This is a genomic window from Pseudomonas sp. Tav-5-1A (assembly GCF_055755055.1).
This window is the reverse complement of record NZ_CM146901.1, coordinates 1,961,671-1,977,285: the sequence shown is the minus strand read 5'-3', so window position 1 is coordinate 1,977,285 and position 15,615 is coordinate 1,961,671. Positions and strand designations below refer to the sequence as shown.

Genomic DNA, 15,615 nt, shown 5'->3' with positions numbered 1-15,615 from the left:
CCCTTCCATCATCTCCCTCTGCCATTTGCCAGAGGTCACGTCGTGTCCCAGCCCTACGCCTACATCAACGAACCCCTGCAGACCTTCAGTGAACTCAAGCAAAGATTGGGACTGTCCCCCAGCAGCGCCATCAAGTTCGACCAACTCAACAACCACATCCGCAACACAATGGTACTGCCCGGCCAATTGATCATCTTGCCCGACACCACCAGCCTTGCGTGCACAGTAGAAGAGGGGTGGCTGATGCAAAGCGCGCGGGACGTGAAGCAGGCGATGATTGCCAATCAGCTGGGTGGCGATGGTTTCGTGCTGAAGAACTATGATTTTTTGCAGAGTTTGCTCGGCTACTCAGCACTCGGGGTAGGAGCTTCAACCGCTGCCTGGAGCAAACACTTGGCTGAAATCGAGAAAACCCTGAAGGAAGTCGAACGGTTGCACGCGCGGTATCTGCGCGGTGGGGCAACTGAAAGCAGAAACAGATTCATTGCCGAGCGAACCATTCTGTTCAGGAAGCTGGATGGCCAACTGGACGGCATGGCCCGCTACGGGGCTGGAATGAAGAACAGCGGCTCGATTAAAAAGATGCTCAATATCTCCACGCGACGATACAGGCAAAGCGGGGAAATCAAGCAATACGCCCAACGAATGGCGAAAGTTGCCAACGCGGCCAGGCTGTTGAAAAAAGGTACTTATGTGGGATGGTTCCTGGATAGCACATCTACCGCATTGGAAATTCAAGAGGTTTGCAACGCGGGCCGCGAAACCGAGTGTACGGAGGCACAGTTTGTCGAGGCCGGAAAGCTCGGCGCCGGAATTTTGGGTTCGCACTTCGGCGGTACCGTTGGAGCGGTCATGGCCACTGCGGCCTGTGCAGTCGCACTGGGCCTGACCACGGGCCCTGGGGCGCTGGCCTGTGCTGTCATCGGTGGCGCGGGCGGTGGCTTTGCAGGAGGCATGCTAGGCCAGGCTGGCGGCGAGCACGCAGGGCGCTTTTTATACAGGCAGGCAGCGCAATGACCCTGGCCACAATCGAGACGGTGTATTGCATATTCACCCTGTGGCTGCTCATTCACGCCGCTTGCCTATATACCTTCAGCTACAAAAACGTTGTTGCACTGGAAAAGATTTTGGAAACTTCGCAATGGGTGCAGGAAAACAAGCGACACTGGCCCAGCAATGGATTCTTCGACCTGACCTTCAGGGTCGGCTGCATCAATACGCTGTTGTGTTTTCCAAAAAGATGCCATGCACAGGGCATGGTCAACGTCGCGGACCTTGTAAAGATCCCGCGCCGGCAGCGGCTGGTTCTAATGACGATTTTCAACACAGGTTACCTGGGCCTCCTGGCAATGGGCTGCTGGGCTATTTTTGTGCATTACGCAAATTAGCCCTGCCTTACAGATCGCCGCCCAACAAAAAACCAAAACACCCCCGCCCCACCCTTGTCCCGCCCCCACCCAATGGCGCATTGTGAACCCACCAAGCAACGCCACGCTCCGGGGGGGCTCCAGCATGAAGAAACGCGTCGCACTGGTACTGGGCTCGGGCGGCGCCCGGGGGTATGCGCACATTGGCGTGATCGAGGAAATCGAGCGCCGGGGCTATGAGATCGGCTGCGTGGCCGGCTGTTCCATGGGCGCGGTGGTGGGTGGCATCTATGCCGCTGGCAAGCTGGACGAATACCGCAACTGGATCGAGAGCCTGGACTACCTCGACGTGTTGCGCCTGGTGGACGTGAGCTTTCGCCTGGGGGCCATTCGCGGCGAGAAGGTGTTCGGGCAGATTCGCAAGATCGTCGGCGAGCTGAACATCGAGGACCTGCGCATTCCCTACACGGCAGTGGCCACCGATCTCACCAACCAGCAGGAGATCTGGTTCCAGGAAGGCTGCCTGCACCAGGCCATGCGCGCCTCGGCGGCGATTCCCAGCCTGTTCACGCCGGTGATCCAGGGCAACCGCATGCTGGTGGACGGCGGCATCCTCAACCCCCTGCCCATCGTGCCGGTGGTGTCCAGCCACTGCGACCTGATCATCGCGGTGAACCTCAACTCCACCAACCAGAAGCAATACCAGTTGCCGGTGATCGAACGGCCGGCGGCGTTCAAGCAGCGTTTCAACGCGCTGCTCAGCTCCCTGGGCTCGCACCTGCCGTTCCGGCGCAAGCAGGCCGAGGCCTTGCTGCAGCTGGAGCAGGAAACCCTGAAGCCCGCCGCGGCTATCCTGCCCAACCCGTGGCTGGCCGACGCGGCGTCGCCCAACGCCCAGCAGCCAGCCGCCGCGCCCGAGGAAGACGGCGCGCCCAGCTCTGCCACGGGGTCGATCATCGTCGATAACGTCGGCCCGGCGTCGCTGCTGGACCTGATCAACCAGAGCTTCGAGGTGATGCAGACCTCGCTGGCGCAGTACAAGATCGCCGGCTACCCGCCGGACATCCTCATCAACGTGCCCAAGCGCGTGTGCCGGTTCTTCGAGTTCTACAAGGCGCCGGAGCTGATCGAGCTGGGCCGGCTGATTGCCAGCGATACCCTGGACAATTACGAGCGCGAGCGCCATTGACCCGGCCCGTGGGAGCGGGTTCTACCCGCGAAAAGACCGCTGCGTAATTCCTGATGCCACGCGGTGCCCTCTTCGTGGGCAGAGCCCACTCCCACGGAAACACCCGCGCGCACAAAGATTTTACCGCCAGCGTTAGTCCTGCAAGGCCCGGATAGATTAAAGTAATGCCCCCGGCCCGGGCGTTATCTTGACGCACCGGTCACCTTCTCCAGGAACCTTCATCGATGGAACATCGTGAAGCGCTGATCGCGCTGCGAACCTTTCTCTCCACCCAGATCCTCGGCCAGGAAAAACTGATCGACCGCCTGCTGATCGTGCTGCTGGCTGACGGCCACATGCTGGTCGAAGGCGCGCCTGGGCTGGCCAAGACCAAGGCCATCAAGGAACTGGCGGAAGGCATCGAGGCGCAGTTCCACCGCATCCAGTTCACCCCCGACCTGCTGCCCGCCGACATCACCGGCACCGAGATCTACCGCCCGGAAACCGGCAGCTTCGTGTTCCAGCAGGGGCCGATCTTCCACAACCTGGTGCTGGCCGACGAAATCAACCGCGCCCCGGCCAAGGTGCAGTCGGCGCTGCTGGAGGCCATGGCCGAGCGCCAGGTCAGCGTGGGCCGCAGCACCTACGAGCTGTCGCCGCTGTTCCTGGTGATGGCCACCCAGAACCCCATCGAGCAGGAAGGCACCTACCCGCTGCCCGAGGCCCAGCTCGACCGTTTCCTGATGCACGTGAAAATCGGCTTTCCTGACGCCGCCGTCGAACGCCGCATCCTCCAGCAGGCCCGCGGCGAAGCGCTGAACGGCGAGACCAAGCCCGAGCGGCGGGTCAGCCAGCAGGCCATCTTCGCTGCGCGCAAGGAAATCCTCGGGCTGTACATGGCCGACGCCGTGGAGGAATACCTGGTGCAGCTGGTGATGGCCACCCGTACCCCGAGCAAGTTCGACGCCGAAATGGCCGAATGGATCGCCTACGGCGCCAGCCCGCGCGGCTCCATCGCCCTGGACCGCTGCGCGCGGGCCCACGCCTGGCTGGCGGGGCGCGACTTCGTCAGCCCCGAGGACATCCAGGCGGTGCTGTTCGACGTGCTGCGCCACCGCATCATCCTGTCGTTCGAGGCCGAAGCCGCCGGCATCGACCAGGACCGGGTGATACAGCGCATCCTCGACGTCGTCGCCGTCGCTTGACCAACATGTCCGTGCCCGCGCCTACCGCACCCGGCACTCGCATCAGCCTCGCCGAGCTGATCGAGATGCGCCACCGCGTGCGCGAGGTGCAGCTGTTCTCCACCCCCGGCCAGCGCAGCCCGCTGATCGGCCTGCATCATTCCAAGCTGCGCGGCCGCGGCGTGGACTTCGACCAGGTGCGCGTGTACCAGGCCGGCGACGACGTGCGCAGCATCGACTGGCGGGTGACCGCACGCACCCAGGAGCCGCACACCAAGCTGTTCCATGAGGAGCGCGAGCGGCCCATCTATATCCTGGTCGAACAGAGCCAGCGGCTGTTCTTCGGCTCGGGGCTGATGTTCAAATCGGTGCTGGCCGCCCAGGCCGCCGCGCTGATCGGCTGGGCAGCGCTGGGCCACAACGACCGCATCGGCGGCCTGGTGTACGGCGACGGCGAGTATTACGAGGTGAAGCCGCGGCGCAGCAAGCAGAGCCTGCTGCAGCTATTGAACCGCCTGGTGCGGGTCAACCAGTCGCTGCACACCGACAGCCGCCACGACGACGAAGCCCTGAGCATGGCCCTGCGCCGCGCCCGCGAGGTGCTGCGCCCCGGCAGCCTGGCCTTCATCATCTGTGACGAGCGCGCCCTGAGCAGCGCCGCCGAACAGCAGCTCAGCCTGCTGTCGCGCCACTGCGACCTGCTGTTGCTGCCGCTGTCCGACCCGCTGGACCACGCCCTGCCGGCTGCCGGCCTGCTGCGTTTCGCCCAGCGCGGCGCGCAACTGGAGCTCGACACCCTGAACCCCGAGCTGCGCCAGGCCTACCGCGCCCAGGGCGAGGCGCGCATTGCCCGCTGGGAGCGGCTGGCGCAGAAGTTGCGCATCCTGATGATGCCCCTGAGCACTCAGAGCGAAATGATCGAACAGCTGCGCGAATACCTGAACCCGCACAAACCGGGCAAAAGCCAATGAGCAGCCTGGACGACCTGCAACCGCTGATCACCCCGCCGCCGCCCGGCCTGTGGCCGCCCGCCCCCGGCTGGTGGCTGCTGCTGGCCTTGCTGCCGGTGCTGGGCTGGGGCCTGTGGCGCCTGCGCCGCTTTTTGCCCAAGCGCAAGGCCGCAGCGCCGGTGGAGCAGCCACTGGACCCGGTGCGCCAGAACGCCCTGGACGAACTGGCGCGCCTGCCCAAGCCCTACGACGGCGCGCCCGCCGGCGCCTGGCTGCAGCAGATCAACGCGCTGCTCAAGCGCCTGTGCCGCAACCATTACCCCAACGCCAACAGCCACACCCTCAACGGCCGGCAGTGGCTGGCGTTCCTCGACAACCGCTGCCCGGCCGCCGGCCTGACGCGCTGGATGGTGCTGGTGGAAGGCGCCTACAAGCCCGAATGCAAACTCGACGACAAGGCCATCAAGGGCCTCAACCAGTCGGTCGAGACCTGGATCCGCAAACATGTTTGAGTTCGCCTGGCCGTGGATTTTCCTGCTGGCGCCGCTGCCCTGGGTGCTGCGCGCCCTGCTGCCGGTGGCCGACAGCGGCGAGCCGGCGCTGAAAGTCAGCTTCCTCGACGAGCTGGAAGGCCTGGCCAAGCGCCGCGCGCGCATGAGCCTGCCCACCTGGCGCCAGCAGGCGCCCTTCGTACTGTTGTGGCTGTTGCTGCTGGGCGCCGCCGCCCGCCCGCAATGGCTGGGCCAGCCGCTGCCCATCGCCGCCAGCGGCCGCGACCTGCTGGTGGCCGTGGACGTCTCCGGCTCCATGGACTACCCCGACATGCACTGGGACGGCGACGACGTCAGCCGCCTGACCCTGGTCAAGCGCCTGCTCGGCGACTTCCTGGAAAACCGCAAGGGCGACCGCGTGGGCCTGATCCTGTTCGGCAGCCAGGCCTACCTGCAGGCGCCGCTGACCTTCGACCGCCACACCGCGCGCACCTGGCTGGACGAGGCGCGCATTGGCATCGCCGGCAAGAACACTGCCATCGGCGACGCCATCGGCCTGGCGGTGAAACGCCTGCGCATGCGCCCGGCGCAGAGCCGCGTGCTGATTCTGGTCACCGACGGCGCCAACAACGGCGGCGAGATCCACCCCCTGACCGCGGCGAAACTGGCGGCCGAGGAACACGTGAAGATCTACACCATCGGCATCGGTGCCGACCCCTCCGAGGACGGCGCCCTGGGCATGCTGGGCATCAACGCGAGCATGGACCTGGACGAGGCCAGCCTCACCGAAATCGCCCGCCTGACCGGCGGCCAGTACTTCCGCGCCAAGGACGGCGAGCAACTGAAGACCATCGGCGCCAGCCTCGACCGCCTGGAACCGGTGACCCAGCAACCCACCCAGGCGCGCCCTACCCAGGCGCTGTACAGCTGGCCGCTGGCGGCCGCGCTGCTGATGAGCCTGCTGCTGGTGGTGCGCGAGCAGTGGCCGGACGCCCGCTGGCAACGCCTGCTGGCCCGCCGGCACTTCCTGCCAGCCAGCAGCGACTGGCGTGAACGGCTCAAGCGCCTGCGCTTGCGGAGGCGCCGATGATCGCCCTGTGGCCCCACTGGTTCCGGCCCGCCTGGCTGTTGCTGCTGCCCGTACTGGGCTGGCTGCTGTGGAAGGTCTGGCACCGGGAGAAACGCGCCGGGCGCTGGCAGGTGCTGCTGCCGCCGGCCTTCCACGCCATCCTGCTCAACGGCGCCCACGGGCGCGGCAGCAAGACCCCGTGGGTCGTCCTCGGCCTGGCCTGGCTGCTGGCCGCCCTGGCGTTGCTGGGCCCCAGCTGGCAGCGGGTGGAACAGACCAGCCAGAAGCCCGCCGACCCGCTGGTGGTGATGCTGGAACTGACCCCGGACATGCTCGCCACCGACGTCGCCCCCAGCCGCCTGGAACAGGCCCGGCGCAAGCTGCTGGACCTGCTGCAGGCGCGCCGCGATTCGCAGACCGCCATCATCGTCTACGCCGGCTCCGCCCACGTGCTGGTGCCGCTGTCCGATGACCTGGCCACCAGCCGCAACCTGCTGGACGCGGTAAAGCCTGCGATCATGCCGCAAAGCGGCCACCGCGCCGACCTGGCCGTGGAAAAGGCCCTGACCCTGCTGCACCAGGCCGGGCTGGGCCAGGGCCGCCTGCTGCTGATCGGCTCGTCGCTCAGCGACGCCGAGCGCGACGGCATTGTCCAGCGCCTGGGCCGCGACGCCCCGCGCCTGCTGATATTGGGCATCGGCACTCGCGACGGCGCACCGGTGCGCGACGAACAGGGTGAATACCTCAAGGACGCCCAAGGCGCCATCCTGCTGCCGCGCCTGGACAACATCGGCCTGAAGACCTTCGCCGGCGAAGTCGGTGGCCTGTACCGCCAGGCGCACCTGGAAGACGACGACCTCGGCGAACTGGGCCTGCTCGACGGGCCGCTGAGCCTGCGCAGCACCGGCCAGACCGTGCAGCTGGACAGCTGGGCCGACCAGGGCTACTGGCTGTTGCTGCCGCTGTTGCTGCTGGCCGCCTGCGCCGGGCGCCGCGGCTGGTTGTTCTGCCTGCCGCTGCTGCTGTGCCTGCCGCAGCACAGCTTTGCCGCCAGCTGGGACGACCTGTGGCTGCGCCCCGACCAGCAAGGCCAGCGCCTGCTGCAGCAACAGCGCCCGGCCGAGGCCGCGCAGCACTTCGAAGACCCGCAGTGGCAGGGCATTGCCCTGTACCGCGCCGGCGACTATGCGGCCGCCGCCCAGCACTTCGCCCAGGGCAACGAGGCCCAGGACCATTACAACCGCGGCAACGCCCTGGCCAAGAGCGGCGAGCTGGAAGCGGCGCTGGACGCCTACGACCAGGCCCTGGAGCGCCAGGCCGACCTGGCCCCGGCGCTGCGCAACAAGGCGCTGGTGGAACAGTTGCTGCACGAACAGCAACGCAAGGCCCAGGCCGCCGCCGACGCCGCGGCGCAAGCAGCACGGGATGCCGCCAACAGCCAGGCCACGACTGCACCCACGCAAAACGCCCAATCCGACGCCGCCGCGCAACAGGCGCAAAACGCCCAGCAGGCGGCCAACACCGAACAACATCCGCCCCAGGACCAGGCCAAGGCCGGCAACAACCCCACGCCAGGCGATACTGACAGCACTGCGGCCACTAGCCAGACGCCGGACGCGCAAACGCCGATCTTCGCTCCGCCGCCGCCCACCGACGGCGACCTCAACGACGAGCAGCGCCAGGCCCTGGAGCAATGGCTGCGGCAGATTCCCGACAACCCGTCGGAACTGCTGCGGCGCAAATTCTGGTATGAACAGCAACAACATCAGGAAAAGACCCGATGAGTCGCGCAAGCGTCCTGCCCCTCACCCTGCTACTCGCCGTGCTGGCCAGCCAGGCCCACGCCGCCGCGCTCACCGCCAGCGTCGACCGCGCGCGCCTGGCCGTGGGCGAGACCCTGGTGCTGACCCTGGAAACCAGTGACGTCACCCAGTTCGGCAAGCCCGACCTGACCGGCCTGGACGCCGCCTTCGAGGTGCGCGACACCCGCCAGGTCAACCAGTTGCGCACCCTGGGCGGCGACAGCGAGGCCACCACCCGCTGGCTGATTACCCTGGCGCCGCGCCGCGCCGGCACCCTGAACATCCCCTCGCTGCAAGTGGGCGACCTGCACAGCGAAGCCATCAGCGTGCAGGTGCTGGCCAGCCAGGCGCCGGATGCCAACACCGAGGCGCCGGTGTCCATCGAGGCCAGCCTCGACACCAACAGCGTCTACGTTCAGGCCCAGGCCGTGCTCACCGTGCGCGTCTACCATTCGGTGGCGCTGTACGACGACAGCAACATGACCCCGCTACAGGTGGCCGACGCGCGCATCGAGCCGGTCGGCGACACCCGCACCTACGAAAAGCTCATCAACGGCATCCGCCACGGCGTCATCGAGAGCCGCTACGCCATCTACCCGCAGCACAGCGGCAGCCTGCAGATTCCGCCGCTGACCTTCAGCGCCACCGAGGTCGAACCCGCCCCTGCGGGCCAGGACGCCAACAGCCCGCACCCGGGCAAGCTGGTGCACGTGACATCGGCGCAGCTGGAGCTGACCGTCAAGCCCAAGCCCGCCAGCTACCCCACCGACGCGCCCTGGCTGCCGGCCCACAGCCTGGCCCTGAGCGAAAGCTGGAACCCCGAGCCCGACCACCTGCAGGTGGGCGACTCCATGACCCGCACCCTCAGCCTCAAGGCCGAGGGCCTGTCGGCCGCGCAACTGCCGCCGCTGCCGGGCACCGACAACATTGCCCTGCGCCGCTACCCCGACCAGCCGCAACTGAGCAACCTGGTCAACGAACGCGGCCTGGTGGGCAGCCGCGACGAGCGCGAGGCGCTGGTGCCGGCGCGCGAAGGCAGCATCGAGGTGCCGGCCATCGACATCACCTGGTGGAACACCCAGGAAGACCACCTGGACCACACCAGCCTGCCGGCGCGCACCCTGCAAGTGGCGCAGAACCCGACCCTGACGGTGGACACCCCGGCCGCCAGCAGCGCCGCCACGCCGCTGCTGTGGCCGTGGCAGCTGAGCACCCTGGTGCTGGCGCTGACCACCCTGGCCGGCTTCGTGCTGTGGTGGCGTGCACGCTCGCAACCCGCCGTGGCCCGCGTCGCGCAGGCCGGTCCCAGCCCGCGTACGCTGCTGGACGACCTCAAGCGCGCCTGCCTTGCCAACGACCCCCAGGCCACCCGCCAGGCGCTCGACGCCTGGGCGCGGCAGCAGCCCGAGACCCTGGCCGACATGGCCGCGCGCTTCGTGCCGCTGTCCGACGCACTGGACGGCCTCAACGGCGCGCTGTACAGCGAAAGCGGCCAGCACTGGCAAGGCCAGGAGCTGTGGCGCGCCATCGGCACCATCCCCGCCAGCGAAGCCGTGCAGGCGCCCGTCGGCGACAACGGCGCGCTGCCGCCGCTCTACCCCAAATAGCCAGCCCCTGCCCCGCGGGCAGGGCCTGCCAAGGAATTTGCGATGCACCTGTTTCACACCTCCGACTGGCACCTGGGCCAAAGCCTGCATGGCCAGGACCGCGACTTCGAACACGCCTGCTTCCTCGACTGGCTGCTGGCCCGCCTGGGCGAGCGCCGGCCGGACGTGCTGCTGATCGCCGGCGACATCTTCGACACCGTCAACCCGCCGGTAAAAGCCCAGGAACGCCTGTACGACTTCATCGTCAACGCCCACGAGCAACAGCCGGCGTTGACCATCGTGATGATCGCCGGCAACCACGACTCCGGCTCACGCATCGAACTGCCGGCGCCACTGATGCGCCGCCTGCGCACCCACGCCCTGGGCCGCGTGGTGTGGCTGGACGACGGCCAGCTGGACAGCGAGCGCCTGCTGATCCCCTTGCAAGACGCCGACGGCGAAGTGGCCGGCTGGTGCCTGGCGCTGCCGTTCCTGCGCCCGGCCGAAGTCACCGGCGCCACCCTGGGCGACGACTACCTCAAGGGCATCGCCCACGTGCATGAACGCCTGATCGCCGCCGCCGAGGCCAAGCGGCAGCCGGGCCAGGCGCTGATTGCCGTCAGTCACGCGCACATGGCCGGCGGCTCGGTGTCGGTGGACTCGGAGCGCAGCCTGATCATCGGCAGCGCCGAGGCCCTGCCCGCCAGCCTGTTCGGCGAGGCCATCAGCTACGTGGCCCTGGGGCACCTGCACAAGCCCCAGCAGGTCAACGGCGAAACGCGCATCCGCTACAGCGGCTCGCCGATCCCGCTGTCGTTCTCCGAGATCGACTACCCGCACCAGATCCTCGAGATCCGCTGCGAGGGCGAGCAGCTGCTTAGCGTCGAACCGCTGCTGATTCCCCGCGCCGTGGACCTGATCCGCCTGGGCCCGGCGCCCCTGGCCGAGGTGCTGGCCAAGCTGGCCGACCTGAGCGAAGTGGACCTGCTGGCCGACCTCACCCACCAGCCCTGGCTGGAAGTGCGGGTGATACTCGACGAGCCGCAGCCCGACCTGCGCCAGCAGATCGAAACGGCGCTGCAGAACAAGGCCGTGCGCCTGGTGCGCATCGGCGCCGAATACGCCGGCAGCCGTGGCGCCGACGACGGCGACGCGGCGCTGATCGAACTGGACCAGCTCAGCCCGCAGGAGCTGTTCAGCCGCGCCTGGCTGGACAGCTACGGCCGCGAGGTGGACAGCGCCACCCTGGACGACTTCGCCCTGCTGTTGCAGGAAGTGCAACTGGCGGGAGAACAGCCATGAAGATCCTCGCCATTCGCCTGAAGAACCTGGCCTCGCTGGCCGGCCCCTTCGAGCTGGACTTCACCGCCGAGCCCCTGGCCAGCGCCGGCCTGTTCGCCATAACCGGGCCCACCGGCGCCGGCAAGAGCACCCTGCTCGACGCCCTGTGCCTGGCGCTGTTCGGCGCCGTGCCGCGGCTGAGCAAGACCGGCCGCGACGCCAAGGTGCCGGACGCCGACGGCGAGATCAATACCGGCGACCCGCGCACCCTGCTGCGCCGCGGCACCGGCGCAGGCTTTGCCGAGGTGGACTTCGTCGGCATCGACGGCCGCCGCTACCGTGCGCGCTGGGAAGCCAACCGCGCCCGCGACAAGGCCGGCGGCAAGCTGCAGGCCAGCCGCCAGAGCCTGCGCGACCTGGACAACGACCAACTGCTGGCCAGCCAGAAAGGCGAATACAAGACCCTGCTCGAAGGCTGCCTGGGCCTGAACTTCGAACAGTTCACCCGCGCCGTGCTGCTGGCCCAGAGCGAGTTCAGCGCCTTCCTCAAGGCCGACGACAACGAGCGCAGCGAACTGCTGGAAAAGCTCACCGACACGGCGCTGTACACGCGCCTGGGCAAGCGCGCCTTCGAGAAGAGCCGCGACGCCCGCGACGCCCACAAGCAGCTGCAGGACCAGGCCGGCGGCATCGCACCGCTGCCCACCGAGGCTCGCGAAGCCCTGGACCTGGAATACAGCACCGCCCTGGGCCTGTTGCGCACTGAACAGGCGCGCCTCAAGCAGCTGGAACAGCAGCGCCAATGGCACGTGGAAGGCCAGCGCCTGCACGGCGAACACCAGGCCGCCAGCGAGCAGCTGCAACAGGCCGAGCAACAGGCGCAAGCCTTGGCCGATAGCCGCAACACCCTGGCGCGCCTGGACACCTTGGCGCCCCAGCGCCATCTGTTCAGCCGCCAGGCCGAGTTGACCGGCGAACTGCAGCCGCTGGCGGCGCGCATCGCCGGCCACCAGCAGGCCAGCGAACAACTGCACACACGCCAGGCGCAGCTGCAACTGGCCCGCGAACAGGCACAGGCCGCACTGACCGCCGCCCTGGCCGCCCAGGCTGATGCCGCGCCCGCCTTGCGCCAGGCTTTCGACGAACAGAGCCACCTGGCGCGCCTGGACGAACAGGCCGCGCCCTTGCAGCAAGCCCTGGAGGCTGCCGAAGCTGCCCGCGACCAGGGCCAGGCTGCCATCCAGCGCCTGGACCAGGGCCAGCAGGCCAGCACCGCGCGCCTCGAACAGATCACCCAGCAATTGGCCCAGAGCGCAGGCCTTGCGCCGCTGGCCGAGGCTTGGCCAGTATGGCGCCCACGCCTGCAACAGGCGCTGACCCTCAGCGCACGCCTGCTCAAGGGCCGCGAGGAACTGCCGGCGCTGGAGCAGCGCGCCAGCGCCGGCCAGGCGCAATTGACCAAGCTGCAACAGGCATTGGACGCGCTGTACCAGCAGGCCGGCTGCGCCCCCCATGAACTGGCCGACCGCCTCAGCGCCCTCACCCGCCAGCTGCAGGACAGCCGCCAGCAGCTGCGCAGCGTCGAAGACCTGCACCGCCACTGGCAGCGCCAGCAGGAACTGCAGGAGCGCCAACACAGCCTGGCCGAACAGGCCCGCGCTGCCAGCCAGCAGCGCGAGGCGCGCACCCGCGAAGGCCTGCAGCTCAAGGGCGAGCACGAGACCGCCGTGCAGCAACTGGAGGTTACCGTCGCGCTGCTCAACCGCCAGCGCCTGGCCCGCAGCGCCAGCGTCGAGGAACTGCGCGCGCAGCTGCAAGCCGATCAACCTTGCCCGGTGTGCGGCAGTGCCGAGCATCCCTGGCATCAGCCCGAGGCGCTGTTGCAGGCGCTGGCAGGGCACGATGACAGCGAAGAGCGCAACGCCCGCCTGGTGGTGGAAAAACTGGCCGCGCGCCTGGCCGAGCTGCGCGTCGAGGTCATCGCCCTGCGTGACCAGCAGGCGCAGCTCAAGCAACAGGATGAACAACTGCAAGGCCAGCTGGGCACGGTGCAACCGCTGCTGGAAGCTCACCCGCTGTACGCTGCACTGAGCGATGCCGAGCAACCCGGCCCGTGGCTGGAACACCAGCAGCACGCCGCCCACCAGCGCATCCAGGCCGAGGAACAGCAGCAAGGCGCGCTGCTGACCCTGCAACAGCAGGCCGGCGCCCAACAGCAGCAACTGCAACAGGCGCAGCAGGCCAGCCAGGACGCCAGCCGCCTGTTGGCCGAGCAAAGCCAGCACCTGCACAACGACCAGCAGCGCCTGGACGAAGAACTGCAGGCGTTCGCCAGCGTGCTGCCGGCCAGCGACCTCGACGGCCTGCTGCACACCCCGGCCGCCACCTTCATGGCCCTGGACAACAGCGTCAGCCAGCGCCTGCAACACCTCGAACAACAGCGCGAGGAACAGCAGGAGCATGACGAGCGGCGCCAACGCCTGGCCCAGGAGCGCCTGCTGCAACAGGCCCGCGAACAGGCGGCCGAGGCCCAGGCCGAAGGCCTTGCGCGGTTCACCCAGCAGCGCCAGGCCGCCAGCGAACGCCTGCAGGCCCTGCTCGGCCAGCATGCCGACGCTGCCACCTGGCAAACCGCGCTGGAACAGGCCGTGCATCAGGCGCGCACCACCGACAGCGATGCCGCCGCCCAGCAGCAGGACGCCAGCAACCAGGCCCTGCAATTGGCCAGCGAACTCAAGGCCGACCAGCAGCGCCAACAGCAGCTCGACGCGACGCTCGGCGAGCTGACGGCCAGCCTCGACGCCTGGCGCCAGCAGCACCCGCAGCTGGACGACGACGGCCTGGCCGCACTGCTGGCCATCGATGAACAGCAGGTCAGCCACCTGCGCCAGCGCCTGAGCCAGGCCGACAAGGCCGTGGAAGAAGCCCGCGTGCGCCTGCACGAACGCGAACGCCAGCTGCAAGCGCACCAGGCCCAGGCCAACGGCGCCGGCACCGTCGACGAACTGGACGCCAGCCTGCTCCAGGCCCAGCAACAGTGCGCCGCCTGCGAGGAAACCTGCGCCGAGCTGCGTGCCCGCCAGGTCGAAGACCAGCGCCGCCTGGCTGCCCACGGCGAGCTGCAGGCACGCATCGAACAGGCCTACGCCGAGTTCCAGCGCTGGGGCCGCCTGGCCGCGCTGATCGGTTCGGCCGAAGGGGAAAAATTCCGCAAGCTGGCCCAGGCCTACAACCTCGACCTGCTGGTGCACCACGCCAACGCCCAGCTGCGCCAGCTGGTGCGCCGCTACCGCCTCAAGCGCGGCGGCAGCATGCTCGGCCTGCTGGTGCTGGACACGGAAATGGGCGACGAACTGCGCTCGGTGCATTCGCTGTCGGGCGGTGAGACCTTCCTGGTCTCCCTGGCACTGGCCCTGGGCCTGGCGTCCATGGCGTCGAGCACGCTGCGCATCGAGTCGCTGTTCATCGACGAAGGCTTCGGCAGCCTCGACCCCGAGTCCTTGCAACTGGCCATGGACGCCCTCGACGGCCTGCAGGCCCAGGGCCGCAAGGTGGCGGTGATCTCCCACGTGCAGGAGATGCATGAGCGCATCCCGGTGCAGATCCAGGTCAAGCGCCAGGGCAACGGCCTCAGCAGCGTCGAGGTGACAGGATGATTCTGTATTCGTTCCGCCGCTGCCCCTACGCCATGCGTGCGCGCATGGCGCTGCGCTACAGCGGCGTGCCGGTAGAGATTCGCGAAGTGAGCCTGAAGGCCAAGCCGGCAGACATGCTGGCAGCGTCGCCCAAGGGCACGGTGCCGGTGCTGGTGCTGGCGGATCGGGTGATCGATGAGAGCCTGGACATCATGCGCTGGGCCCTGGCACACAACGATCCGGATGGCTGGCTGGAAAGCGATGGCGATGAGCTGATCGCCTACAACGACGGCCCGTTCAAGCAGGCGCTGAACCGCTACAAGTACGCCGACCGCTACCCCGAACACCCCATGGCGTGCTACCGGGAACAGGGCTGCGCGTTCCTGCAGGTGCTGGAAGCTCGTTTGCTGGAAAACCAGTGGCTGGCAGGCGAGCGCTTGGGCCTGGCCGATATCGCCATCGCGCCCTTCATCCGCCAGTTCCGCGGCGTGGACCCGGACTGGTTCGGGCAGGCGCCCTACCCGCGCGTGCGCGCGTGGATCGAAGGCATCATAGAGTCTGCGTTGTTCAAGGCCATCATGGCCCGCTGAGTATCAGCCGCCGACGACGAACTGCGTGGCAATGGTGGCCGCCAGCATCACCGCTACATACAGGCCGATGGCCAGGTAGGCACCGTGACGGGCAGACGAAAGAATGGCACTGGCCATGATGAAGGCTCCGTGGCGAAGAATTCAGGCTGACAGGATCAGGTATTGCCGCGCCGAAAACCAGTGACAAACATCAATGAAGGTTATCGGTTTTCTTGATTGTAGCTGATGGCTAGCAACCCGCCGCAGATCGGGCGGGTCTGCTCAGGGCTGCTCAGTGCTGGATCTTGTGGTCCAGGGCTGCATAGAAGTTGGCGCTTTTCTGCAGGTACTGCTGGGTGTAGCTGCTGACGGCGGCCTTGCGTTCGGTGACCTGCACGCTGGCGTGGGCTGGCAGCGCCACGGTGGCGGAAACGGCGGAAGCGGCGATCACGGAGAAGAGATTGAAGTTCATGGCGGCGTACCTCGAATAGGGTGGTTTGGCTGGGGCCGGTG

13 protein-coding genes are annotated in these 15,615 nt (G+C 67.8%); 12 read left to right on the top strand and 1 reads right to left on the bottom strand.

Annotated features, from left to right (window positions below; translation table 11 throughout):
* The first annotated feature begins 42 nt into the window (after nucleotides 1–42).
* The 12 genes from AC0J42_RS08950 to AC0J42_RS08895 all read left to right on the top strand — a co-directional run bounded on the left by AC0J42_RS08950 (nucleotide 43) and on the right by AC0J42_RS08895 (nucleotide 15,123).
* Complete coding sequence (locus AC0J42_RS08950) at nucleotides 43–1,017, top strand: hypothetical protein (protein WP_473005885.1); 975 nt, start codon at nucleotides 43–45, stop codon at nucleotides 1,015–1,017.
* A complete protein-coding gene (locus AC0J42_RS08945) occupies nucleotides 1,014–1,388 on the top strand; it encodes a hypothetical protein (RefSeq protein WP_416423200.1) in 375 nt (124 codons plus the stop codon). Before AC0J42_RS08950 ends, AC0J42_RS08945 begins: the two co-directional genes overlap by 4 nt.
* 124 nt (nucleotides 1,389–1,512) lie before the next feature.
* On the top strand, nucleotides 1,513–2,556 hold the full coding sequence (locus tag AC0J42_RS08940; RefSeq protein WP_416423199.1) for a patatin-like phospholipase family protein: 1,044 nt from the start codon (nucleotides 1,513–1,515) through the stop codon (nucleotides 2,554–2,556).
* Between the two features lie 224 nt (nucleotides 2,557–2,780).
* The gene (locus AC0J42_RS08935; protein ID WP_416423198.1) at nucleotides 2,781–3,740 is read left to right on the top strand and encodes an AAA family ATPase; all 960 of its coding nucleotides are present in this window, start codon (nucleotides 2,781–2,783) and stop codon (nucleotides 3,738–3,740) included.
* A 5-nt stretch (nucleotides 3,741–3,745) separates the two neighbouring features.
* A complete protein-coding gene (locus AC0J42_RS08930; RefSeq protein WP_416423197.1) occupies nucleotides 3,746–4,690 on the top strand; it encodes a DUF58 domain-containing protein in 945 nt (314 codons plus the stop codon).
* Complete coding sequence (locus AC0J42_RS08925) at nucleotides 4,687–5,181, top strand: DUF4381 domain-containing protein (protein WP_416423196.1); 495 nt, start codon at nucleotides 4,687–4,689, stop codon at nucleotides 5,179–5,181. Before AC0J42_RS08930 ends, AC0J42_RS08925 begins: the two co-directional genes overlap by 4 nt.
* Nucleotides 5,174–6,250, top strand: a complete 1,077-nt coding sequence (locus tag AC0J42_RS08920) for a vWA domain-containing protein (RefSeq protein WP_473005884.1) — start codon at nucleotides 5,174–5,176, stop codon at nucleotides 6,248–6,250. Before AC0J42_RS08925 ends, AC0J42_RS08920 begins: the two co-directional genes overlap by 8 nt.
* Complete coding sequence (locus AC0J42_RS08915; RefSeq protein ID WP_473005883.1) at nucleotides 6,247–8,013, top strand: vWA domain-containing protein; 1,767 nt, start codon at nucleotides 6,247–6,249, stop codon at nucleotides 8,011–8,013. The genes AC0J42_RS08920 and AC0J42_RS08915 overlap by 4 nt, the downstream gene beginning before the upstream one ends.
* On the top strand, nucleotides 8,010–9,638 hold the full coding sequence (locus tag AC0J42_RS08910) for a BatD family protein (RefSeq protein ID WP_473005882.1): 1,629 nt from the start codon (nucleotides 8,010–8,012) through the stop codon (nucleotides 9,636–9,638). Before AC0J42_RS08915 ends, AC0J42_RS08910 begins: the two co-directional genes overlap by 4 nt.
* A 42-nt stretch (nucleotides 9,639–9,680) precedes the next feature.
* On the top strand, nucleotides 9,681–10,919 hold the full coding sequence (locus AC0J42_RS08905) for an exonuclease SbcCD subunit D C-terminal domain-containing protein (protein WP_473005881.1): 1,239 nt from the start codon (nucleotides 9,681–9,683) through the stop codon (nucleotides 10,917–10,919).
* Nucleotides 10,916–14,554 (top strand): AAA family ATPase, encoded by a 3,639-nt coding sequence (locus AC0J42_RS08900; RefSeq protein ID WP_473005880.1) that lies wholly within the window; start codon nucleotides 10,916–10,918, stop codon nucleotides 14,552–14,554. The genes AC0J42_RS08905 and AC0J42_RS08900 overlap by 4 nt, the downstream gene beginning before the upstream one ends.
* Nucleotides 14,551–15,123, top strand: a complete 573-nt coding sequence (locus tag AC0J42_RS08895; protein ID WP_473005879.1) for a glutathione S-transferase — start codon at nucleotides 14,551–14,553, stop codon at nucleotides 15,121–15,123. Before AC0J42_RS08900 ends, AC0J42_RS08895 begins: the two co-directional genes overlap by 4 nt.
* 271 nt (nucleotides 15,124–15,394) lie before the next feature.
* On the opposite strand, the gene AC0J42_RS08890 is transcribed toward AC0J42_RS08895, so the two are convergent.
* Nucleotides 15,395–15,574 (bottom strand): hypothetical protein, encoded by a 180-nt coding sequence (locus tag AC0J42_RS08890; RefSeq protein ID WP_416423189.1) that lies wholly within the window; start codon nucleotides 15,572–15,574, stop codon nucleotides 15,395–15,397.
* Nucleotides 15,575–15,615 lie beyond the last annotated feature (41 nt).